Genomic DNA, 21,082 nt, shown 5'->3' with positions numbered 1-21,082 from the left:
TATTGATACAAAACGAAACATCATTTAGGCTCGGTTTCGTTGCTTCACCCGCTAGGCCCCCACACGCCTTCCTTTGCCAGGAGTTCGCCCGTGAATGCCGTCCCTCTGCAGCGCCGCCGTTTGTGTCATGGAATCGCCCTTGCCCTGTTGATGCCGGCGACGGCCTGGTCCCAAGTGGCCCCGCAGGACGCGGGCACCTCGTCTTCTTCCACTACCGAAACCCCGCAGGACGCGCAGGATCTGCAGACCGTGCAGGTCAAAGGCGTGCGCGCCAGCCTGGCGCGCTCCAACGACCTCAAGCGCGACTCGGCCACGGTGCAGGACTCGATCACCGCGCTGGAGCTGGGCAAGTTTCCCGATGACAACGTGGCCGACTCGCTCAGCCACATCACCGGCGTGTCGATCAGCCGCACCGCTGGCGGCGAAGGCCAGAAAGTCAGCGTCCGCGGCTTGGGCCCGGAATACACGCTGTCCACCTTCAACGGCCGCATCCTGGCCACCGACGGCGCCGGCCGCGACTTCGCCTACGACGTGCTGCCGGCCGACGTGATCAGCGGCGCCGACGTGGTCAAGGGCGCCGAAGCGGTGAACCTGGAAGGCGGCATCGGCGGCCTGGTCAACCTGCGTTCGGCCAGTCCCTTCGACCAGCCCGGCCAGCATGGCGTGGTGCGCGTGGAAGGCGACCGCAACACCATGTCCGACCTCAACGGCCGCAAGTTCTCCGGCGTCTACAGCAACACCTTCGCCGACGACACGATGGGCGTGATGATTGGCGTGGTCTCCGCGCGCCGCAAGGACCGCACCGACACGGCGGGCAACGACGGTGGATGGACCCGCAACCCCGATCCGTCCGATCCGTCCTGGGGCGGCAATGCGTGGGGCGGCAACATCGACCTCAACGACAACGGCGAGCTGGACCCGGACGAATACGGCCTGATCGCGCCCGGCCAGTTCCGCGTCGGCTCGATCCTGGAAGACAAGAAGCGCACCGCATACTCAGGCAAGTTCGAGTGGCGCCCCAGCGACAGCTTCAAGCTGACCATCGATGGCCTGAAGACCAAGCTCGACTCGCCGCAGGTCGGTTACCAGCTCTCGTATTACCCGCTGTTCTCGCCCGGCCGCTGGTCGAACGTGACCGTGCAGAACGGCATCGTCACCGGCCTGACCCTGGACAATCCCGATCCCGAGCTGCGCCTGAATCCGGAGCTGCTCAACCAGACCGAATACCGCGTGGTCGATACCGCGCTCTACGGCGCCAACGCGCAGTGGAAAGTCACCGACGATTTCACTGTCACCGGCGACGTGTACCGCTCCACCTCCAAGCGTCATTCCGGCGGGCAGGACAGCTACGTCGTCCTGCGCATGAACCAGCCCAACACCACGCGCATCGACCTGAGCAGCGCAGGCATCCCCAACGTGACCACCACGCTGGACGACGGTCGCGATCTCACCACGGGCCTGGCCAACGGCGAGTTCAGCTCCAGCGATTTCAATACGCACTACAACGAGCTGGCCGGCGACAACATCGACGACAAGATCAACGGCGGCACGCTGGGCGGCGATCTGTTCATCGGTGCCGGCCATGTCGACCACCTGAAGTTCGGCGTCAATCTCACCGACCGCAAGAAGTCGCGTGACCTGATCAACAACACGCTCAGCGGCGGCGCCGATTACTACTCCGGCGACAACGCGATCAACGTGGGCGACCTGGGCGGCAACCTGATCTCGGTGTACTCGCTGCCCAACTTCATGAGCGGGGTGAACTCCAGCTTCCCGCGCAGCCTGCTGGCCTTCGACGTGCCGGCCTACGAGGCCGCGCTGGCCGCCTACAACGGCACCCGTCCGGATGGCACGGCGTACGACTACGCCAACGCCGCGCCGGAATGGAACCCGCTGCAGAGCTACCGCGTCACCGAGAAGACCACCGCCTTCTACGTGCAGGCCGACATGTCCGGCGATCGCTGGGACGGCAACCTGGGCGTGCGCGTGGTCAAGACCGACACCACCTCGCAGGCCTGGGATGCGCAGATCACCAGCATCACCGAGAACGGCGCGTTCAACTACACCGCCACCTACGCCGAACCCACCGCGATCAGCCAGAAGAGCAACTACACCTATGTGCTGCCGTCGCTGAACTTCGTCTGGCACTTCACCGACGACCTGCAGCTGCGCCTGGGTGCGGCCAAGACCATGGCGCGTCCGTCGGTGGAGCAGCTGGCGCCGACCAGCACCACCGAGAGCGTGTCTTGGGGTGAGTTCACCAAGGTCTACAGCGGCAACGTCAACCTCAAGCCGTACACCGCCAAGCAGGGCGACGCCTCGCTGGAGTGGTACTTCACCGAGCACTCCATCGCCAACCTGGCGGTGTTCTACAAGCGCATCGAGAACCAGATCACCACCAGCTGGGAAACCGGCCAGGACATCGGCGTGGGTGGCATCACCGACGCCGACGGCAACGTGGTGTCGCCGGGCCCGACGCTGTTCAACGTGATGCGCCCGATCAACGGCGACTACGCCAAGGTGCACGGCATCGAGGCGGGCCTGCAGCACTTCTGGGACAACGGCTTCGGTTTCCGCGCGCAGTACACGCGCAACTGGTCCGAGAGCTGGGTGGGCGACGAGAAGCGTCCTCTGGAAGGCATCGCACCGTCGGTGTATTCGGCCAGCCTGATGTATGAAAAGGGCCCGTGGGACCTGGGCGTCACCGCCGACCACACCGACGGCTTCGTCACTGCGGTCAACGTGCTGGGCGCCGGCTACAACGAGAAGGCCGATCCGATCACCTGGCTGACCGCGCACATCACCTACAACATCAACGAGATGTTCACTATCTCGCTGGAAGGCAACAACCTGCTCAACGATGCGCAGACCACCAGCATCAACGGCAACCCGCTGCTGCTCAACAGCTACTACCGCTACGGCCGCGGCTACACGCTGGGCGTGACGATGCGGTTCTGATCCACGCTGCTGTGCTTGAAAGAAAAAGCCGCCCGGTCACCCGGGCGGCTTTTTTTTTTTACTACGCGTATCGATCGGCGAGCTGGATCAGTGCGACCCCATCAGCAGCTCGACATCGCCGCCGGCGGCGGTGGTGTTCACCGTCACCACGTACTCGGCGCAGAAGCGCGGCAGGTAGTTCGGGCCGCCGGCCTTGGGGCCGGTGCCGGACAGGCCTTCGCCGCCGAACGGCTGCACGCCGACCACCGCGCCGATCATGTTGCGATTGACGTAGACGTTGCCCACCTCGGCCTGCGCGGCGATGGCTTGCGCGCGCGTGTCGATGCGGGTCTGCACGCCGAGCGTCAGGCCGTAGCCCAGCGCGTTGATCTGCTCGACCAGCGTCTCGACTTCGCCCTTCCAGCGCAGCACCTGCAGCACCGGGCCGAACACTTCCTCGCGCACCTCATCGAGTGAGGACACTTCGAACGCCACCGGCGCGATGCTGTTGGCCGGCGCATCGGCCGGCAACGGCGCGCGCGCGATCAGCCTGGCGCGGCCTTCCAGCGCGGTGATCTGGCCCTGCAGTTTCTCGAAGGCTTCGGTATCGATCACCGGGCCCAGGTCGCTGGCGAGCAGCGCCGGATTGCCGACGTTGAGCAGGGCAAGCGCGCCCGAAAGCATTTTCAGCACGCCATCGGCGATGTCGTCCTGCACGCACAGCACGCGCAGCGCCGAGCAGCGTTGGCCGGCGCTGCGGAAGGTGCTCTGCACCACCGCATCGACGACCTGCTCGGGCAGGGCGGTGGAGTCGACGATCATCGCGTTGAGGCCGCCGGTCTCGGCGATCAGCGGCACGATCGGGCCGTCCTTGTCGGCCAGCGTGCGCGAGATGGCCTTGGCCACCGGAGTCGAACCGGTGAACGCCACGCCGGCGATCTTCGCGTGCGCGACCAGCGCCGCGCCCGTCTCGCCCGCACCGTACACGCCGACCAATGCATCGGCCGGCACGCCGCACTGGTGCAGCAGCGCGATCATCGCCGCGGCCACGCCCGGGGTCTGTTCGGCCGGCTTGGCGGCCACCGCATTGCCGGCGACCAGCGCCGCGACGACCTGGCCGGCGAAGATCGCCAGCGGGAAGTTCCACGGCGAGATGCACACCCACACGCCGCGCCCGCCCAGCGAATAGGTATTGCGCTCGCCGGTCACGCCCGGCAGCACCTGCGGCGCCATCAGGCTGCGCGCCTGCAGTGCGTAGTACCGGCAGAAGTCGGCCGCCTCGCGCACTTCGGACACCGCATCGCCCCAGGTGCGATGGCCTTCGCGCACGATCAGCGCGCACCATTGGGCCAGGTCGCGTTCCAGCACGTCAGCGGCCTGCTCCAATGCGGCGGCGCGCGTGTCGACCGGCGTGGCGTTCCAGGCTTTCTGGCCCTTGGCCAGCGTCTGCACGATCGTGTCGATCTGGTCGAGCCGCGTCAGCGCCGGCGTGGGCAGGGCGGTGGTCGGATACGCGGCCAGCAGGGCGCGCGCCATCGGTTCGCAGGTGACGTCGGTGCCGGCGGTGTTGCGACGCACGCGCAGGATGTCCAGCGGCAGCGTCACCGCGCTCACCGGTTCGATATGCAGCGGTGACGTCACCAGCGCGCTGGCCGGCAGCGTCTCGTCGGCCAGCTGATGCACGAACGAGGAATTCGCGCCGTTCTCCAGCAGGCGGCGCACCAGATAAGCGAGCAGATCCTTGTGCGGGCCGACCGGCGCGTACACGCGCAGGCCGACGTCCGGATACTGCTTGTGCGCGGCTTCATGCACCGCATCGCCCATGCCATGCAGGCGCTGGAGTTCGAACGGCACCTTCGCTTCGCGCGCCAGGTGCAGCACCGCCGCGATCGTGCCGGCGTTGTGGCCGGCGATCTGCGGATAGATCGCATCTGGCGCGGCCAGCATCGCCTCGGCGCAGGCCAGGTACGACAGGTCGGTGTGGTGCTTGTGGGTGAACACCGGGAAGGCGCTCAGGCCCAGCTCCTGCGCACGCTTGATCTCGTAGTCCCAGTAGGCGCCCTTCACCAGGCGCACCATGAAGCGGATCTTGAGCGAACGCGCGATGCGTGCGACTTCCTCGATCGTCTCCAGCGCGCGGGTCTGGTAGGCCTGCACGGCCAGACCGAAGCCGTTCCACTGCGGATACTTGGCCGCCGTGATCGTGGCGACGGCTTCCAGCACGTCCAGAGACAGCTCCAGGCGCTCGCTTTCTTCTGCGTCGATGGTCAGGTTGAGGTCGGCCTTGGCGGCGGCTTCGGCCAGCTCGCACACGCGCGGCACCAGCAGCGCCATGACGTGGTCGTGCTGCACCGCTTCGTAGCGCGCGTCGATGGCCGAGAGCTTGATCGAGATGCCGTCGGCCTGTTCCACCGCCGTGCCGCGGTCGCGCGACTTGGCCAGCGCAGCGATGGCCGCGTGATACTTGTGCATGTATTCCAGCGCGTCGGCATCGGTGCGTGCGCCTTCGCCCAGCATGTCGTAGGAGAAGCGCAGGCCCTTGCGCGCCTTGCGCTGCTTGCGGGCGTCATCGATGGCTTCGTCCAGGGTCTCGCCCATGACGAACTGCTTGCCCATCAGCTGCACCGCGCGCACGGTCGCGGCGACCACCGCCTTGGCGCCCATGCGCGCCAGGAAGCCGGCCTTCTGGCCGTCTTCGCCCAGCATCTTCTTGGACAGGCTGATGGCCTGATTGGACAGCGTGGCCAGCCACGACTGCGAGGCGCCGGAAAAATCCGCGCGGCCCAGCTGATCCGCCGTCAAGGTCATGGCGGTGTCGGCATCGGGCACGCGCAGCAGCGCTTCTGCCAGGCGCATCAGGGCCAGGCCTTCAGCGCTGGACAGCGGGAACTCGCGCAGGAGGGTTTCCATGGCGAAGGCCGACGGCTTGCTCGCGCGGACCTGGCCGATCCAGCCGATCGCATCGCCGCTGGCCAAGGCCCAGTCCAGGCTGCCCAGGCGCTGCAGCAGGGGCGAAAGCACGTCGGCTTCCGGACGGTAAGGGACTGGCAACCGCATAAATGACCACCTTGAGCTGGATGAGCTGTAGATGTGCCATTTTGATCGTGGATGCGCCGGATTTTTATCCGTTCAAAGGTCTATGATCCGGATATGAGCCAACTTCCCGCCGCCCTGGACCGCACCGACCGCAGAATCCTCGCCCTGCTCCAGCAGGACGGCCGGATCACCAACCTCAAGCTCGCCGAGGCGGTGCATCTGTCGCCGACCGCGACCCTGGAACGGGTCAAGCGGCTGACCGCCGAGGGCTACATCATCGGCTACCGCGCCCGGCTCAATCCGCAGAAGCTCGGTGCCGGGATGCTGGTGTTCGTGGAGGTGCTGCTGGACCGGACCACGCCCAACATCCTCGACCAGTTCCAGGCCGCGGTGCGGGAAAGCCCGGAGGTCATGGAATGCCACCTGGTGGCCGGCGGCTTCGACTACCTGATCAAGTTGCGCGCCGCCGACATGGCTGACTACCGCGAGCTGGCCGGCAAGATCCTGTGGAAGCTCCCCGGCGTGCGCGAGACCCGCACCTACGCGGTGATGGAAGAGGTCAAGAACAGCGCGGATCTGTATCTGGGCGTCTGAAGACCAAGTCTGTAGGAGCTGCTTCAGCAGCGATGAGGCTTTCTAGTAGAGCCCAATCGCCGCTGAAGCAGCTCCCACAAGCGCAAAGCCGACAGCGGCAAAAACAGAAGGCACGGCGAACGCCGTGCCTTCTGCATGTTGCGACAGCGCTGGATCAGACCAGCGTCAGCACCACGTCCACGTTGCCGCGGGTGGCATTGGAGTACGGGCAGACCTGGTGGGCGGTGTCGACCAGCTTCTGCGCGGTCTCGCGGTCCAGGCCGGGCAGTTCGATCTTCAGTTCGACGGCGATGGCGAACGCGCTGCCAGCCGGGCCGATGCCGACGTGGCTTTCGATGGCGACGTCATCGGGCACCTTGATCTTTTCGCGCGCGCCGACGGCCTTCATCGCGCCGATGAAGCAGGCCGCATAGCCGATGGCGAACAGCTGCTCGGGGTTGGTGCCCGGGCCGCCAGCGCCGCCGAGTTCCTTCGGGGTGGACAGCTGCAGGTCCAGCGGGCCGTCGGGGGTGATGCCGCGGCCTTCGCGGCCGCCCTTGGCGATGGCGGTGGCGGTGTAGAGGATCTTGTCGGGTTGCATGGCATTGATTCCTTCATTGTTGGCGATTGAATCGCGCACGATTTATAAGGCGTGGCGCGAGGGTGGAAAAGCGTGGGTGTGGATCAGGTATTGCGGCCGAGGTTGTCGCGCAGGGTTTCCAGCTCGGCCTTGAGCTTGAGCAAAGTGTCCGGGGTGCAGTCCATGGCGCACATCAGCCCTTCGGGCACGGCCTTGGCGCGACTGCGCAGGGCGGTGCCGGCCTCGGTCAGGGCGATCACCACCTGGCGTTCGTCCTGGGTGGCGCGGGTGCGGCTCACCAGGCCCGCAGCCTGCAGGCGCTTGAGCAGCGGAGTGAGCGTGGCCGAATCGAGGAAGAGCTTCTCGCCAATCGCCGACACGGTCTGGCCATCCTGCTGCCACAGCACCAGCATCACCAGGTACTGCGGGTAGGTCAGGCCCAGGTCCGCCAGCAGGCCGCGGTAGGCGCGGGTCAGCGCCAGGTTGGCCGAGTACAGGGCGAAGCACACCTGATTGTCCAGATGCAGCAGGTCGCGGGTCGGGGCGTCTTGGGAAGCCATGGCGTGCAATTTAGATCGCACACAATCTAATTGCAAGCGATAAGTATCGCCACCATTCAGGCGCCGCCGCCGAAGCCCTGCTGGCGCCAGGCTTCGAACACCATGATCGCCACGGTGTTGGACAGGTTGAGGCTGCGGTTGTCCGGGCGCATCGGCAGGCGCAGGCGCTGTTCCGGCGGGACCGACTCAAGCACCTCCGCCGGCAAGCCACGGGTTTCCGGGCCGAACAGGAAGGCGTCGCCGGGGCCGTATTCGACCGCATCGTAGCGATGCCGGCCGCGGGTGCTCAGGGCAAACAGCCGCCGCGGGGCGATGGTGGCCAGCGCGGCGGGCAGGTCGTCGTGGACCTGCAGGTTGGCGTACTCGTGGTAATCCAGCCCGGCGCGCTTGAGCTGGCGGTCTTCCAGGGCGAAACCGAGCGGGCGGATCAGGTGCAGGCGCGCGCCGGTGTTGGCGCACAGCCGGATCACGTTGCCCGTGTTGGGCGGGATCTCTGGCTGGTACAGCAGCACATCAAGCTGGAACGGTGCGCTCATGCGGCGCGGACGTCGAAAGCAGCGGGGATGGCGCGAAAGCGGATCGGGGGATGCATGGGGCACGGGCGCGAGGGAAGGCCCGACAAGTCTAGAGGCTCAATCGAACCCCTTCACTGCAGGCGGGCGCGGCGCTGTTTGGGTGCGCACGTCGGGCCCGCGCTGCAGGTTCAGCGGGTGGCGCTGCTGACCAGGGTGGCGGCGCTGGCGGCAATCTGCGCGTCGATCTGGCTGGCGCTGGCACGCAGGGCCGAGGTGTCCACGGCGGCAGCGACCTGGCCGGCCTGGTGTGCCAGATACCACGCCATGTCTTCGGCAGCCGGGCGCACGGTGATGGTGGCCAGGTCGACGACACGGGCGGCGCCGCGGGTGGCTTCGAAGTAGGCCAGGTCGGTCAGGTCCGGAGTCACCGTCACCGCCGGCAGGTCGACGATGCGCGCGCTCTGGGTGGCATTGAAGTAGGCAAGGTCGGCCGGATCGGGGCGAACGCTGACGGTGGGCATGTCGACGATGGTGGTGGTCGTGGCGACCGGATCGGCGGAGCGGGCGTTATGGGACAGGACCATCGAGCCGGCGCACAGGGCGAACAGGGTGGCGGCGGTCAGCGGCAGCAGGGCATTGGCGTTCATGTCGTATCTCCGTAGTGATGTCGTTGCGTGGTGTGGTAGTAAGGTAGAACACCTAATCAGCTCGGTCAAGCGCGGAAAGAGAAAATTCCGCTTCAATTCAGTCTTCGTTCAAGTTGGCGTCTGGCGGTTCGAGCGCTGGTGGAGGAAAGCAGGCGCCATGCCAATCGCAAGATGTTGTTTTTGCTTGGATTCCAGTCAGGCCGGGTGTGTCCGCTGTCCGCGAACGTGTCCGCGTACATGCCCCATCTGATGCAGCGCGCGCCTGGAAGGTTTGAATCCGGGTCAGGAATCCAGCGAGAACGCACCAGCCGCCCCGCGCTGGATGACGAAAGTGTCCGGAACCGGCCGACCATGGCTTGTGGCCTAGAGCCAAGCCGGGACCCGCGGCCTAGCATCGTCAGGCTGTTACCTTCACCCGCCGCGGCCCGCGCGCCGCACGGACATTCGTTGAATCAAAGGAGCTTCATGCGCACTTCGCCGCGTCCCCAGATCCGCCTGCTCGCCCTGGCCCTGTCCACCGCCCTGCTGGGTGGTGTGGCTGCCAGCGCCACCGCCCAGGCGCCGACCACCGCGACCGCACCGGCCAAGGTCGACATTCCCTTCGAGCAGTTCACCCTGCCCAACGGCCTGCACGTGATCGTGCACACCGACCGCAAGGCGCCGATCGTGGCGGTGAACCTCTGGTACCACGTGGGCAGCAAGGACGAGCCGGCCGGTCGCAGCGGCTTCGCGCACCTGTTCGAGCACCTGATGTTCAACGGCAGCGAGAACGCGCCGGGCGAGTTCTTCGCCCCGTTCGAGCAGGCCGGTGCCACCGACATGAACGGCACGACGAACACCGATCGCACCAACTACTTCGAGAACGTGCCCACCACCGCGCTGGACATGGCGCTGTGGATGGAATCGGACCGCATGGGCCACCTTGTCGGCGCGATCGACCAGAAGACGCTCGACGAGCAGCGCGGCGTGGTCCAGAACGAAAAGCGCCAGGGCGAGAACCAGCCCTACGGCCAGCTGCGCGAAGTGGTTGCGCGCACGATGTACCCGGTGGGCCACCCGTACCACCACACCACGATCGGCTCGATGAACGACCTCAACGCCGCCTCGCTGGACGACGTCAAGACCTGGTTCAAGACCTGGTACGGCCCCAACAACTCGGTGCTGGTGCTGGCCGGCGACATCGACCTGGCCACGGCCAAGGAGAAGGTCGCCAAGTACTTCGGCGACATCCCCGCCACCCCGACCATGGCCCAGCCCAAGGTCGACATCGCCGTACTGAAGAAGGACGGCCGCACCACCCTGGAAGACAAGGTGCCGCAGGTGATGGTGCAGCGCCTGTGGAACGTGCCGCAGGCCGCCACCCAGGATGCCGACCTGCTCGACCTGGTCTCCGACGTGCTGGGCGGCAGCGCCAGCTCGCGCCTGGACGCGCGCCTGGTCCACAAGGACCAGCTGGTCGACAGCATCGGCACGGCCAACTACAACTCGCAGCTGGCCGGTAACTTCTCCATCCGCGCCACGGTCAAGACCGGCGTGGACGAAGCCAAGGTCGAGGCGGTCATCAACGAAGAGCTGGCCCGCCTGATCAAGGACGGCCCGACGGAAGAAGAACTGGAGCGCGCCAAGACCACCTACCGCGCCAGCTTCATCCGCGGCATCGAGCGCATCGGTGGCTTCGGCGGCAAGGCTGACGCGCTGGCTTCCTGCGCGACCTTCACCGGCGACCCGGGCTGCTTCCGCGCGTCGCTGGCCAACGTCAACAACGCCACTGTCGAGCAGGTCCGCGCGGCGGCCGCCAAGTGGCTGGGCAACCCAAGCCACACCTTCGTGGTCAAGCCGGGTGCGCGTCAGCCGCTGGTGGAAGAGACCTCGGCCAAGCCCAAGCCGTTCACCACGCCCAAGCCCGACGCCAAGTACACCACCACCGCCAGCACCGTCGACCGCAAGGCCGGCGTGCCCAAGGTGGAGAGCTTCCCGGACCTGAAGTTCCCGGCCCTGCAGCACGCCAAGCTCAAGAACGGCAGCACCGTGGTCCTGGCCGAGCGCCATGAGATTCCGGTGGTCAACATCAGCTACGACTTCGACGGCGGCTACGCCAGCGATCACGGCGGCAAGCTGGGCACGGCCGGGTTTGCGACCTCGATGCTGGGCGAAGGCGCCGGCGAGCTGGGCTCGCTGGCGTTCAAGTCGCGCTCGGAAGAACTGGGCGCGGCGATGGAAGCCGGTGCCTCGCTCGATGGCGCCACCGCGTCGCTGTCGGCGCTGAAGGAAAACCTGGACGCGTCGGTCGGCCTGTTCTCGACCATGCTGCGCGCGCCGCGCTTCGAGCCATCGGAGATCAACCGGGTCAAGGCCCAGTGGATCGCCGGCATCGCCCAGGAGAAGGCGCGTCCGCAGACCGCCGCGCTGCGCGTGCTGCCGCCGCTGCTGTACGGCGAAGCGCATCCCTACGGCATTCCGTTCACCGGCTCTGGCACGGAAACCGCCATTGCCGCGCTGGGCCGCGAGGACCTGCTGAACTACCAGAAGCAGTGGCTGCGTCCGGAGAAGGCCACGGTGATCGTGGTCGGTGACACCACCCTGGCCCAGATCGTGCCGATGCTGGACAAGTACTTCGGCGACTGGAAGGGCGAAGGCGAAGCCAAGGCCGGCGTGGAGATCCCGGCGGTGAAGCGTCCGGCCAAGCCGCGCGTGTTCCTGATCGACCAGCCTGGGGCGGTGCAGGCCAATATCTATGCCGGCGAACTGATGCCGTCGACCAAGGATGCCGGGTCGGTGCAGCTGGGCCTGTCCAACGACGTGCTGGGCGGCACCTTCACCTCGCGCCTGAACATGAACCTGCGCGAGGACAAGCACTGGTCCTACGGTGCCCGCACCGTGCTGACCAATGCGCTGGGCCAGCGTCCGTTCCTGTCGGTGGCGCCGGTGCAGATCGACAAGACCGCCGAGTCGGTCGCCGAGATGCAGCGCGAGATCGTCGAGTACACCACCGGCAAGGCGCCGGCGACGGCGGCCGAAGTCGACAAGATCGTCGCCAACGAGCTGCGTAGCCAGCCCGGTGCCTACGAGACGGCCGATGCGGTCATGAGCACCATCGGCGGCATCGTCCGCTACGGCCGCCCGGACAACTGGGTGCAGGTGCGCAACGAGCAGGTGGCAGCGTTCACCCCGGCCCAGGCCAACGCCGCGGCCAAGGGCATCGATGCCAACGCCCTGACCTGGGTGATCGTGGGCGACCTGTCCAAGATCCAGGCGCCGATCGAAGCCTTGAAGCTGGGCGAACTGTCGGTGATCGATGCCGACGGCAAGCCGGTCACGGCCGCCAAGGCGCAGGCCAAGCCGGCGAAGTAATCCGACGCCAGCGTTGTGTTCGAAAGCCCCGGTGCGCCCCGTGCGTGCCGGGGCTTTTTGTTGGGCAGCGCCAGCTAGCGAGATGCGAGAGCTTCTGATGTGGGAGCTGCTTCAGCAGCGATGAGGCTCTGCAGAGGAAAGCCCATCGCCGCTGATGGCCCAAGGCCATACCGAGCGGCTCCCACAACACGCGGAGGAGTTTTTCCGCTTCCCCGTTCATCTTTGCTGCGGCACCATGCAGGCCCGACCGCCGCTTTTCCGACCGGAGCCCCCATGCGCCTGATCGCCCTCGCTGCCCTGCTGCCCCTGCTGTCCGCCTGCACCTGGGTGGAGCTGTCCCCGCAGGCCAACGCGATCAAGGTCATCCCGGCCGGTACCCCGAGCAGCTGCCAGAAGCTGGGTGAGGTGGGCGTCTCGGTGAAGGACCGCGTGGTCTTCTACAACCGCAACGAGGTCAAGGTCCGCGACGAGCTGGAGACCCTGGCCCGCAATGAAGCCATGAGCCTGCAGGCCGACACGATCCAGCCGATGACCGAGCCGGTCGATGGCGAACAGCGCTTCGGCGCCTACCGCTGCCGCTGAACCCGCTGGCTGAACCTCGTCACGATACTGGCCCGTAGGGCGACGTAGCCGGCATGGCTGCCGGCGTTGCGCGCTGCGTCAAAGATGCGTTAAAGCCCGGAACCGGCTACCCTTGGCGCCCCTTCGCCTGAGCCTGGGCACCCGTCCAATGCTTTTTCAGAACGTCTCCATCGCGGGACTGGCGCATGTCGATGCGCCGCACACACTGACCTCCGCCGAAATCAACGCCCGCCTGCAGCCGACGTTTGACCGGCTCGGGATCAAGACCGACGTGCTCAACGACGTCGCGGGCGTGCATGCGCGCCGTCTGTGGGACGACGAAACCCTGGCCTCCGACGCTGCGACGATGGCCGCGCGCAAGGCGCTGGTCGATGCCGGCATCGAAGCCGGGCACCTGGGCCTGCTGGTCAACACCTCGGTCAGCCGCGACTTCCTCGAGCCGTCCACCGCCTCGATCGTCTCGGGCAACCTGGGCGTGGGCGACCATTGCATGGCGTTCGACGTGGCCAATGCCTGCCTGGCGTTCATCAACGGCATGGACATCGCCGCCCGCATGATCGAGCGCGGCGAGATCGAATACGCGCTGGTCGTCGATGGCGAGACCGCCAACCTGGTCTACGAGAAGACCCTCGAGCGCATGACCGCGCCGGACGTTACCGAAGCCCAGTTCCGCGATGAACTGGCTGCGCTGACCCTGGGCTGCGGCTCGGTCGCGATGGTCATGGCGCGCCGCGAGCTGGTGCCCGACGCGCCGGTGTACAAGGGCGGCGTGACCCGCTCGGCCACCGAGTGGAACAAGCTGTGCCGCGGCAACCTGGACCGCATGGTCACCGACACCAAGATGCTGCTGATCGAGGGCATGAAGCTGGCGCAGAAGACCTTCGTGGCCGCGCGCCAGGTGCTGGGCTGGGCGGTGGACGAGATCGACCAGTTCATCATCCACCAGGTCAGCCAGCCGCATACGCAGGCGTTCGTGAAGACCTTCGGCATCGACCCGAAGAAGGTCATGACCATCTTCGGCGAGCACGGCAACATCGGCCCGGCCTCGGTGCCGATCGTGCTGAGCAAGCTCAAGGAGCTGGGCCGTCTGAAGAAGGGCGACCGCATTGCCCTGCTGGGCATCGGCTCGGGCCTGAACTGCACGATGGCCGAAGTGGTGTGGTGATTGCGCTGACAAGCGCGTCGCCTTGAATCAGGCAAGGGCCGGCTCGTCCGGCCCTTGTCGTATGTGGAGACCTGCTCCTTAAGCGCGACTCACTGCGCGCCGCAGCACTTCTTGTACTTCTTGCCGCTACCACAGCTGCACAGGTCGTTGCGGCCGGGTGCGTCGTCGCGGCGGACCGGCGTGCGCGGGGTCAGGGCCTCGACGCGGTGGTGGTTGAGGTCGGCCAGCATGGACGGGATGCCCGAGATGATCTCCAGCCGCTCGCGGTAGCTGACCGGCGTGCCCGGCGCGGTCGGATCTTCGGCATTGATCGATTCGCCGCTGGCCAGGCGATCGAGGAAATCGAAAAGCTCCTCGATCCAGTCGTTGTCATCCAGCCACTGGTCCCATTCGGCCTCGCGCAGTTCCGCGGCGGTGAAAAAGCCCAGCGCCCAGTCGCCGCCGACGTCGAGTTCGTCCTCGCGCAGCGCCTCCTCGCCGGTCAGTTCCGGATCCTCGGGCAGCCACATCAACGGGGCGAGATGGTCGGGCAGGCTGTCGCCATCGTGGCGGACGCGGGCGGTACACATGTTCCAGTGGCCCAGCAGCAGCTGCTGCACCTGCGCGGCTTCCTCGGGGCTGTCCCAGCGCGGCGGCTTGCCGCCCCAGACCAGCGGCTCCCATTCGCTCTGCGGGATCTCCGACGGCGACACCGCGATCGCCGAAAGGAACCCGTCCAGGGCCTCCAGGTTGAACCCCTTGAACGGCACCGCGCGCCGATCCAGCAGGTCGGACAGGCGCTCGATCTGGTCGTCGTCGAGGCTGGAGGGAGGCGTGATGGAGGCAGGCATGGCAGTGGGCAGCGAAAAAGGTGCCTCATGGTAGTGCCTGCGATGCGCTTGCGATGTGTCCGCGGGCTACGACGTGCAGGCGCAGCGACGGATCCGCCGCGTCCCTCCAGACCGTTGGCCTACAATGCGCGCCCGCCCGCCATCCGCAGACGCCGCCTGATGCAGCTTCCCGGTTATCCCTTCACCCCCAAGCGCTTCGAGGTGCGGCCCGGCATTGCGATGTCGTATCTGGACGAAGGTCCGCGCGAGGGCGAGGTGGTGGTGATGCTGCACGGCAACCCGTCGTGGAGCTATTACTGGCGCAACCTGGTCAGCGGGCTGTCCGATCGCTACCGATGCATCGTGCCCGACCATGTCGGCATGGGCTTTTCCGACAAGCCTGACGACGGCGGCGGACTGTCGCATCCGCACGGCAAGAACGCGCCGGCCTACGACTACACGCTGCAATCGCGCGTGGACGACCTGCAGGCGCTGCTGCGCCACGCCGGCATCGACGACGCCACGCCGGTGACGCTGGCGGTGCACGACTGGGGCGGCATGATCGGCTTCGGCTGGGCGCTGACGCATGCGGCGCAGGTCAAGCGCCTGGTGATCACCAATACCGCCGCGTTCCCGCTGCCGGCGGCCAAGGCGATGCCGTGGCAGATCGCGCTGGGCCGCGATTCGCTGTTCGGGAGTTTCATCATCCGTGCGTTCAACGCCTTCTCCGGCGGTGCCTCGTACGTGGGCATCGAGAAGAAGCTTCCGGCCGATGTGCGCCGCGCCTACGTGTCGCCATACGACAGCTGGGCCCACCGCATCTCCACCGTGCGCTTCATGCAGGACATCCCGCTCTCGAAGGCCGATCGCGCGTGGTCGCTGCTGGAAGCCGCCGGGCAGGCGCTGCCGTCCTTCGCCGATCGCCCGGCCTTCATCGGCTGGGGCCTGAAGGACTTCGTGTTCGACCAGCATTTCCTCGCCGGTTTCCGCGCCGCGCTGCCCAACGCGCAGGTCACCGCGTTCGAGGACGCCGGGCACTACGTGCTGGAAGACAAGACCGCCGAACTGGTGCCGGCGATCCGCGCGTTCCTGGATGCCAATCCGCTGTAAACGAGGGTGGCTTCGGCGTGGCCTCAAGCCTGCGCCGGCCAATCCTGAGGCGTCAGCGCACGCAGGCCGTGCACGGCGCGGGCCTTGTCGCATTGCGCGCTGACCACGCCGTATTCCCACGATGCATCGACTTCGCGACAGACGCTGGGTCGTACTGGATGAATCGTGCAGCGCGAATAGCGCCCGATGTCCGCATCCAGCGCCACGCAGCGTGGCTGCTTTTCCCAGGTGCCGCGCATGGCCAGGCGATGCGCGTCGAGCCGCTCGGTCAGCGCTTCGGGCACGCCGCCGCCCAGTTCCGGATCGGCCTCGGACCAATGCAGGCTGACGCGGAAGGTGGCGCAGCAGGCGCCGCAGGACATGCATGGATGTGCCATGGAGTGCCGGGCCTTGCGCGGCGAATAAGGGAAGGGGAACGGCGCGGATTCTGCCCGAACCGCTGGGCCACGCAAGCACGCCACGCGCACCTGCACGACCAGGAGCGGTCATCGGCGACAATGGCGCGATGACCCCGACCTGCAACATCGCTGCCCGCCTGCCGGAGCTGGCCCGCGAACGCCCCGACCAGATCGCGCTGCGCTGCCCGGGGCGCGGCGGTGCGTACGACATCGCATTGACCTACGCGCAGCTGGACGCGCGCAGCGACGCCATCGCCGCTGGGCTGGGCCAGTACGGCATCGGCCGTGGCACGCGCACGGTGGTGATGGTGCGGCCCTCGCCCGAATTCTTCCTGCTGATGTTCGCGCTGTTCAAGGCCGGCGCGGTGCCGGTGCTGGTCGACCCCGGCATCGACAAGCGTGCGCTGAAGCAATGCCTGGACGAAGCGCAGCCGGAGGCCTTCATCGGCATCCCGCTGGCCCAGGTGGCGCGCCTGCTGCTGGGCTGGGCACGCAGCGCGAACAAGATTGTGACCGCCGGCGCGAAGTTCGGCTGGGGCGGGGCGACGCTGGCGCGGATCGAGCGCGATGGCGCCGGCGCCGGGCCGCAGCTGGCCGCCACCGACGGCGAGGACGTGGCCGGCATCTTGTTCACCAGCGGCTCGACCGGCGTGCCCAAGGGCGTGGTCTATCGGCATCGCCATTTCGTCGGCCAGATCGAGCTATTGCGCAATGCCTTCGGCATGGTGCCGGGCGGCGTGGACCTGCCGACCTTCCCGCCGTTCGCGCTGTTCGATCCTGCGCTGGGGCTGACCTCGGTCATTCCCGACATGGACCCCACGCGTCCGGCCAAGGCCGATCCGGCCAAGCTGCACGCGGCGATCAAGCGCTTCGGCGTGACCCAGCTGTTCGGCTCGCCGGCGCTGATGCGGGTGCTGGCCGAGTACGGCCATCCGCTGCCGACGGTGAAGCGCGTGACCTCGGCCGGTGCGCCGGTGCCGCCGGAAATCGTGGAGAAGATCCGCGCGCTGTTGCCCGACGACGGCCAGTTCTGGACGCCCTACGGCGCGACCGAATGCCTGCCGGTCGCGGTGATCGAAGGTCGCGAACTGGAAGCCACGCGGATGGCGACCGAAAGCGGCGCAGGCACCTGCGTCGGCCATGCGGTCGCGCCGAACGAGGTGCGCATCATCGCCATCGACGATGCGGCCATCGAAGACTGGTCCGGCACGCGCGAAGTGCCGGTGGGCGTGGTCGGCGAGATCACCGTGGCCGGCCCGACCGCGACCGACAGCTACTTCAACCGCGACGCCGCGACCAGGGTCGCCAAGATCCGAGAGACGCTGGCCGACGGCAGCACGCGCGTGGTGCATCGCATGGGCGATGTCGGTTACTTCGATGCGGCCGGGCGGCTGTGGTTCTGCGGGCGCAAGACCCAGCGCGTGGAGACTGCGGCCGGGCCGCTCTACACCGAGCAGGTCGAGCCGATCTTCAATGTGCACGGCGAAGTGCGGCGTAGCGCGCTGGTCGGCGTCGGTGCGCCCGGGCAGCAGCGCCCGGTGCTGTGTTTCGAACTGCTGCCGGAGGTCCCGCCGAGCCAGCGCGCCGCGGTGGAAACCGAGCTGCGCGCGATGGCCGCCGAGCACGAAGCGTTGCGCGGCATCGAGGCGTTCCTGTGCCATCAGGGCTTTCCGGTGGACATCCGCCACAACGCCAAGATCGGCCGCGAGAAACTGGCGGTGTGGGCGGCGCAGCAGTTGCAGTGAGGCCGCACTGTGGTCGCGGCGGCACCCTGCATTCGCACGCGTGATCGCAGCGAAGCGTGTGGCGTCTACGACGTTGAGCGTCCACGCCACATGCTTCGCCGTGGCGCCATCGGCAAGCCGGCCTCAGAATAGCCCGATGATGGATCGCGACGGCAGGCAGCAATGAGGATTCTCGTCACCGGTGGCGCCGGTTTCCTGGGCCAGGCGCTGTGCCGTGGGCTGGTCGAGCGCGGCCATGTCGTCACCAGTTTCCAGCGCAGCCATTCGCCGGCGCTTGCCGCGATGGGCGTGGGCCAGGTGCAGGGCGACCTGGTTGATGCGCACGCGATCACTCACGCCATCGCCGGCGTCGATGCGGTCTTCCACAACGCGGCCAAGGCCGGCGCGTGGGGTAGCTACGACAGCTATCACCGCGCCAATGTCGTGGGCACCCAGCACGTGCTCGACGCCTGTCGTGCGCAGGGCATCACGCGGCTGGTCTACACCTCCACGCCCAGCGTGACCCATCGCGCTACCCATCCGGTCGAGGGTCTGGGTGCGGACGAAGTGCCCTACGGCGAGAATTTCCAGGCGCCGTATGCGGCCACCAAGGCCATCGCCGAACAACTGGTGCTGGCCGCCAACGACGCGCAGCTAGCCACGGTCGCGTTGCGGCCGCGCCTGATCTGGGGCCCGGGCGATCACCAGATCCTGCCGCGCCTGGTGCAACGTGCGCGCAGTGGCCGCCTGCGCCTGGTCGGCGATGGCAGCAACAAGGTCGACACCACGTATATCGACAACGCCGCGCAGGCGCACTTCGACGCGTTCGAACACCTGAGCATCGGCGCGGCGTGTGCGGGCAAGGCGTATTTCATTTCCAACGGCGAACCGTGGCCGATGCGCGACGTCCTCGATGCGCTGCTGGCTGCGACCGGGACGCCGCCGGTGCGCAAGACCCTACCGTTCAAGACCGCCTATCGGATCGGCGCCACTTGCGAGGCGCTGTGGAAGGTGCTGCCGCTCAAGGGCGAGCCGCCGCTGACACGCTTCCTGGCCGAGCAGCTGTGCACGCCGCACTGGTATTCGATGGAGCCGGCGCGCCGCGACTTCGGCTACGTGCCGCGTGTGTCGATGGCGCAAGGCATGGAACGCCTGAAAACCGCGTGGAAGGATCCGGGCTGATCCTCACGCGGCCGCGATGTGGCAGGCCACAGGCTGTGCGTACGCCGATCTGGCAGCCATCCGAGGAATATCCGTCATGCTCCACTACGCCATCGTGTTTCTGGTCATCGCCTTGATTGCAGGCGTGCTCGGCTTCAGTGGCATCGCCGGCACCGCCTCCAGCATCGCCTGGATCCTGTTCGTGGTGTTCCTGATCCTTGCGGTGATCTCGTTCTTCCGCAAAAAGGTCTGACGTCTCGCGCCGTCAGAGCGGGCAGGCGAAATAGCCGACCCGCTTGCCACCGGGCAGGTCGGCCTGGCCGACCTGTTCGAAGCCCAGGCGTTGATGGAAGGTCACGGACGCCGGGTTCGGCGGATCCAGGTTGATCTCGCACACCAGGCGCGGCTGTTGCCAGTCGCGCGCCTGCGTCAGCAACTCCCGGTACAGCGCGCCGGCCACGCCCTGGCCCTGCAGCGCCGGCGCCACCACCACCCGGTCGATATAGACGAAGCGTTTGAACCGCGCCCTGAGCCAGGCGAAGTTCGGGTTGTCGTAGGCCGCATCCTGGTTCAGCGCGATCAGCAGCGCCTGCGCGTTGCCCGCGGTGCGCGTCCAACACGCCTGCTGCAGCAGTGCATCGAATTGCGCGGGTTCCTGCCACGACAGTTCGGCCGCATGCGCGTTGTTGAGCGCCAGCAGGGCCGGCACGTCGCCATCGCGCACGGCGCGCGGCGAGGCCTGGCTCATGCAGGCAACACCACGCTGCTGTGCAGGCCGCTATCGGCGGCATGACGCTCCAGCGCCAGTTCGATCAGGCGCGTGATCAGCTGCGGATAGGTCAGCCCGCTGGCCTGCCACAGCTTGGGATACATGCTGATGCGGGTGAAGCCGGGCAGGGTGTTGATCTCGTTGACCACGATCTCGCCACCGGGCGTCAGGAACACATCCACGCGCGCCAGCCCGGCGCAGTCCAAAGCCTGGTAGGCGCGCAGCGCAACCTGCTGGATGCGGGTCTGGATGTCGTTGTCGATCTCGGCCGGCACCACGATCTGCGCGCCGTCTTCGTTGATGTACTTGGTGTCGTAGGCGTAGAAGGCGTCGTGCACGACCACCTCGCCGCAGATGCTGGCCTGCGGCAGGTCGTTGCCCAGCACCGCGCATTCGATCTCGCGTCCGTCGATGGCCGATTCCACCAGCACCTTGTGGTCGTACAGGAACGCTTGCGCCAGCGCTTCGGCAAAGCCGGCTTCATCGGTGACCCGGCTCACGCCCACCGACGAGCCCTGGTTGGCCGGCTTGACGAACAGCGGCAGGCCAAGCCGCGCGACCAGGTCATCGAACGCGGTGAGTGCGGCCCCGCGCCGGGTTAGGCAGGCGAACGGCGCCACGTGCAGGCCGGCATCGCGCAGCAGGCGCTTGGCCACGTCCTTGTCCATCGCCACCGCCGAGCCCAACACGCCCGAGCCCACGAACGGCAGATTGGCCATGCGCAGCAGGCCCTGGAGTGAGCCGTCCTCGCCCAGCGTGCCGTGCACGATCGGAAACACCACGTCGATCTGCCCCAGCGCCAGCGCCGGATCGACCGGCCGCAGTTGCTGCTGTTCCCGCCCCGGCAGCAAGGCCAGCGCCTGGCCCGAAGGCTGCAGCGCAATGCGCTTGGGGTCGTCGCGATGCAGCAGCCACGCCTGGGGATCGCTCAGGTGCCACTGGCCCTGCTTGTCGATGCCGATCAGCACCGGCTCGAAGCGGTCGGTGTCCAGCGCATCGACGATGTTGCGCGCTGACTGCAGCGAGACCTCGTGCTCGGACGACTTGCCGCCGAAGATGATGCCCACGCGTGTCTTGCCCATCTGCCTGCCCGCCTGCTGCCTTCGAAAGGCCGCACAGCATGAACCGTCCGGACCGCCGCTGACCACATCGCCGCGTTGGTCGG

The 21,082-nt window shown here is 67.3% G+C and carries 18 protein-coding genes; 9 read left to right on the top strand and 9 right to left on the bottom strand.

The genetic code is table 11. The features are described from left to right. The first annotated feature begins 90 nt into the window (after positions 1-90). Positions 91-2,958, top strand: coding sequence for a TonB-dependent receptor (locus tag BMZ17_RS15985; protein ID WP_254775387.1), 2,868 nt, complete (start codon positions 91-93; stop codon positions 2,956-2,958). A gap of 87 nt (positions 2,959-3,045) precedes the next feature. Here the strand turns inward: BMZ17_RS15985 and BMZ17_RS15980 are convergent, their stop codons facing one another. Next, a complete protein-coding gene (locus tag BMZ17_RS15980) occupies positions 3,046-5,958 on the bottom strand; it encodes an L-glutamate gamma-semialdehyde dehydrogenase (RefSeq protein ID WP_254775386.1) in 2,913 nt (970 codons plus the stop codon). 129 nt (positions 5,959-6,087) lie between these two features. Between BMZ17_RS15980 and BMZ17_RS15975 the strand changes: the two genes are divergently transcribed. Next, positions 6,088-6,567 carry an Lrp/AsnC ligand binding domain-containing protein gene (locus BMZ17_RS15975; protein WP_093140664.1) on the top strand — a complete coding sequence of 160 codons (480 nt, stop codon included), beginning with the start codon at positions 6,088-6,090 and terminating at the stop codon, positions 6,565-6,567. Between the two features lie 154 nt (positions 6,568-6,721). Here the strand turns inward: BMZ17_RS15975 and BMZ17_RS15970 are convergent, their stop codons facing one another. From BMZ17_RS15970 to BMZ17_RS15955, 4 genes are all read right to left on the bottom strand, one after another. Further along, a complete protein-coding gene (locus BMZ17_RS15970; RefSeq protein WP_093142251.1) occupies positions 6,722-7,147 on the bottom strand; it encodes an organic hydroperoxide resistance protein in 426 nt (141 codons plus the stop codon). Positions 7,148-7,230: 83 nt separating this feature from the next. Beyond that, entirely contained in the window at positions 7,231-7,686 is a 456-nt protein-coding gene (locus BMZ17_RS15965) for a MarR family winged helix-turn-helix transcriptional regulator (RefSeq protein ID WP_093140660.1), read from the bottom strand. Between the two features lie 56 nt (positions 7,687-7,742). Continuing rightward, positions 7,743-8,222: a tRNA (uridine(34)/cytosine(34)/5-carboxymethylaminomethyluridine(34)-2'-O)-methyltransferase TrmL gene (gene trmL / locus BMZ17_RS15960; RefSeq protein WP_093140656.1), complete on the bottom strand. Its 480-nt coding sequence runs from the start codon at positions 8,220-8,222 to the stop codon at positions 7,743-7,745. A gap of 167 nt (positions 8,223-8,389) precedes the next feature. Then, positions 8,390-8,848: a hypothetical protein gene (locus tag BMZ17_RS15955; RefSeq protein WP_093140651.1), complete on the bottom strand. Its 459-nt coding sequence runs from the start codon at positions 8,846-8,848 to the stop codon at positions 8,390-8,392. A 465-nt stretch (positions 8,849-9,313) separates the two neighbouring features. Between BMZ17_RS15955 and BMZ17_RS15950 the strand changes: the two genes are divergently transcribed. The 3 genes from BMZ17_RS15950 (at position 9,314) to BMZ17_RS15940 (ending at position 13,946) form a co-directional block, all read left to right on the top strand. Continuing rightward, positions 9,314-12,199 carry a M16 family metallopeptidase gene (locus BMZ17_RS15950; protein ID WP_093140648.1) on the top strand — a complete coding sequence of 962 codons (2,886 nt, stop codon included), beginning with the start codon at positions 9,314-9,316 and terminating at the stop codon, positions 12,197-12,199. A 273-nt stretch (positions 12,200-12,472) separates the two neighbouring features. Continuing rightward, on the top strand, positions 12,473-12,781 hold the full coding sequence (locus BMZ17_RS15945) for a DUF4156 domain-containing protein (RefSeq protein ID WP_093140644.1): 309 nt from the start codon (positions 12,473-12,475) through the stop codon (positions 12,779-12,781). 148 nt (positions 12,782-12,929) lie between these two features. Further along, positions 12,930-13,946: a 3-oxoacyl-ACP synthase III gene (locus BMZ17_RS15940; RefSeq protein ID WP_093140639.1), complete on the top strand. Its 1,017-nt coding sequence runs from the start codon at positions 12,930-12,932 to the stop codon at positions 13,944-13,946. 89 nt (positions 13,947-14,035) lie between these two features. Here the strand turns inward: BMZ17_RS15940 and BMZ17_RS15935 are convergent, their stop codons facing one another. After that, entirely contained in the window at positions 14,036-14,776 is a 741-nt protein-coding gene (locus BMZ17_RS15935; protein WP_093140634.1) for a UPF0149 family protein, read from the bottom strand. A 159-nt stretch (positions 14,777-14,935) separates the two neighbouring features. Between BMZ17_RS15935 and BMZ17_RS15930 the strand changes: the two genes are divergently transcribed. Further along, positions 14,936-15,865: an alpha/beta fold hydrolase gene (locus tag BMZ17_RS15930; RefSeq protein ID WP_093142247.1), complete on the top strand. Its 930-nt coding sequence runs from the start codon at positions 14,936-14,938 to the stop codon at positions 15,863-15,865. 23 nt (positions 15,866-15,888) lie between these two features. Here the strand turns inward: BMZ17_RS15930 and BMZ17_RS15925 are convergent, their stop codons facing one another. Then, positions 15,889-16,242, bottom strand: a complete 354-nt coding sequence (locus tag BMZ17_RS15925) for a YkgJ family cysteine cluster protein (protein ID WP_093140630.1) — start codon at positions 16,240-16,242, stop codon at positions 15,889-15,891. 128 nt (positions 16,243-16,370) lie between these two features. Between BMZ17_RS15925 and oleC the strand changes: the two genes are divergently transcribed. The 3 genes from oleC to BMZ17_RS15910 all read left to right on the top strand — a co-directional run bounded on the left by oleC (position 16,371) and on the right by BMZ17_RS15910 (position 19,401). Next, positions 16,371-18,008 (top strand): olefin beta-lactone synthetase, encoded by a 1,638-nt coding sequence (gene oleC, locus BMZ17_RS15920; protein WP_093140625.1) that lies wholly within the window; start codon positions 16,371-16,373, stop codon positions 18,006-18,008. A 162-nt stretch (positions 18,009-18,170) separates the two neighbouring features. Further along, a complete protein-coding gene (gene oleD / locus BMZ17_RS15915; RefSeq protein ID WP_093140621.1) occupies positions 18,171-19,169 on the top strand; it encodes a 2-alkyl-3-oxoalkanoate reductase in 999 nt (332 codons plus the stop codon). Positions 19,170-19,245: 76 nt separating this feature from the next. Continuing rightward, positions 19,246-19,401, top strand: a complete 156-nt coding sequence (locus tag BMZ17_RS15910; RefSeq protein WP_093140617.1) for a DUF1328 domain-containing protein — start codon at positions 19,246-19,248, stop codon at positions 19,399-19,401. Positions 19,402-19,413: 12 nt separating this feature from the next. Here the strand turns inward: BMZ17_RS15910 and BMZ17_RS15905 are convergent, their stop codons facing one another. After that, positions 19,414-19,896 (bottom strand): GNAT family N-acetyltransferase, encoded by a 483-nt coding sequence (locus tag BMZ17_RS15905; RefSeq protein ID WP_093140613.1) that lies wholly within the window; start codon positions 19,894-19,896, stop codon positions 19,414-19,416. Next, entirely contained in the window at positions 19,893-20,999 is a 1,107-nt protein-coding gene (gene ddlA, locus BMZ17_RS15900) for a D-alanine--D-alanine ligase (RefSeq protein ID WP_093140609.1), read from the bottom strand. The genes BMZ17_RS15905 and ddlA overlap by 4 nt, the downstream gene beginning before the upstream one ends. Between the last annotated feature and the right edge of the window lie 83 nt (positions 21,000-21,082).

Origin of the sequence: Pseudoxanthomonas sp. GM95 (genome assembly GCF_900109775.1) — a bacterium.
GTDB lineage: Bacteria > Pseudomonadota > Gammaproteobacteria > Xanthomonadales > Xanthomonadaceae > Pseudoxanthomonas_A.
The sequence above is the reverse complement of the archived record's forward strand: the minus strand, read 5'-3'. Positions and strand labels throughout refer to the sequence as shown.

Bases quoted from the DNA above. Each gene is read 5' to 3' on its own strand.
- BMZ17_RS15975 (WP_093140664.1), top strand. From the start codon at position 6,088: ATGAGCCAACTTCCCGCCGCCCTGGACCGCACCGACCGCAGAATCCTC.
- BMZ17_RS15970 (WP_093142251.1), bottom strand. From the start codon at position 7,147: ATGCAACCCGACAAGATCCTCTACACCGCCACCGCCATCGCCAAGGGC.
- BMZ17_RS15965 (WP_093140660.1), bottom strand. From the start codon at position 7,686: ATGGCTTCCCAAGACGCCCCGACCCGCGACCTGCTGCATCTGGACAAT.
- trmL (WP_093140656.1), bottom strand. From the start codon at position 8,222: ATGAGCGCACCGTTCCAGCTTGATGTGCTGCTGTACCAGCCAGAGATC.
- BMZ17_RS15955 (WP_093140651.1), bottom strand. From the start codon at position 8,848: ATGAACGCCAATGCCCTGCTGCCGCTGACCGCCGCCACCCTGTTCGCC.
- BMZ17_RS15950 (WP_093140648.1), top strand. From the start codon at position 9,314: ATGCGCACTTCGCCGCGTCCCCAGATCCGCCTGCTCGCCCTGGCCCTG.
- BMZ17_RS15945 (WP_093140644.1), top strand. From the start codon at position 12,473: ATGCGCCTGATCGCCCTCGCTGCCCTGCTGCCCCTGCTGTCCGCCTGC.
- BMZ17_RS15940 (WP_093140639.1), top strand. From the start codon at position 12,930: ATGCTTTTTCAGAACGTCTCCATCGCGGGACTGGCGCATGTCGATGCG.
- BMZ17_RS15935 (WP_093140634.1), bottom strand. From the start codon at position 14,776: ATGCCTGCCTCCATCACGCCTCCCTCCAGCCTCGACGACGACCAGATC.
- BMZ17_RS15930 (WP_093142247.1), top strand. From the start codon at position 14,936: ATGCAGCTTCCCGGTTATCCCTTCACCCCCAAGCGCTTCGAGGTGCGG.
- BMZ17_RS15925 (WP_093140630.1), bottom strand. From the start codon at position 16,242: ATGGCACATCCATGCATGTCCTGCGGCGCCTGCTGCGCCACCTTCCGC.
- oleC (WP_093140625.1), top strand. From the start codon at position 16,371: ATGACCCCGACCTGCAACATCGCTGCCCGCCTGCCGGAGCTGGCCCGC.
- oleD (WP_093140621.1), top strand. From the start codon at position 18,171: ATGAGGATTCTCGTCACCGGTGGCGCCGGTTTCCTGGGCCAGGCGCTG.
- BMZ17_RS15910 (WP_093140617.1), top strand. From the start codon at position 19,246: ATGCTCCACTACGCCATCGTGTTTCTGGTCATCGCCTTGATTGCAGGC.
- BMZ17_RS15905 (WP_093140613.1), bottom strand. From the start codon at position 19,896: ATGAGCCAGGCCTCGCCGCGCGCCGTGCGCGATGGCGACGTGCCGGCC.
- ddlA (WP_093140609.1), bottom strand. From the start codon at position 20,999: ATGGGCAAGACACGCGTGGGCATCATCTTCGGCGGCAAGTCGTCCGAG.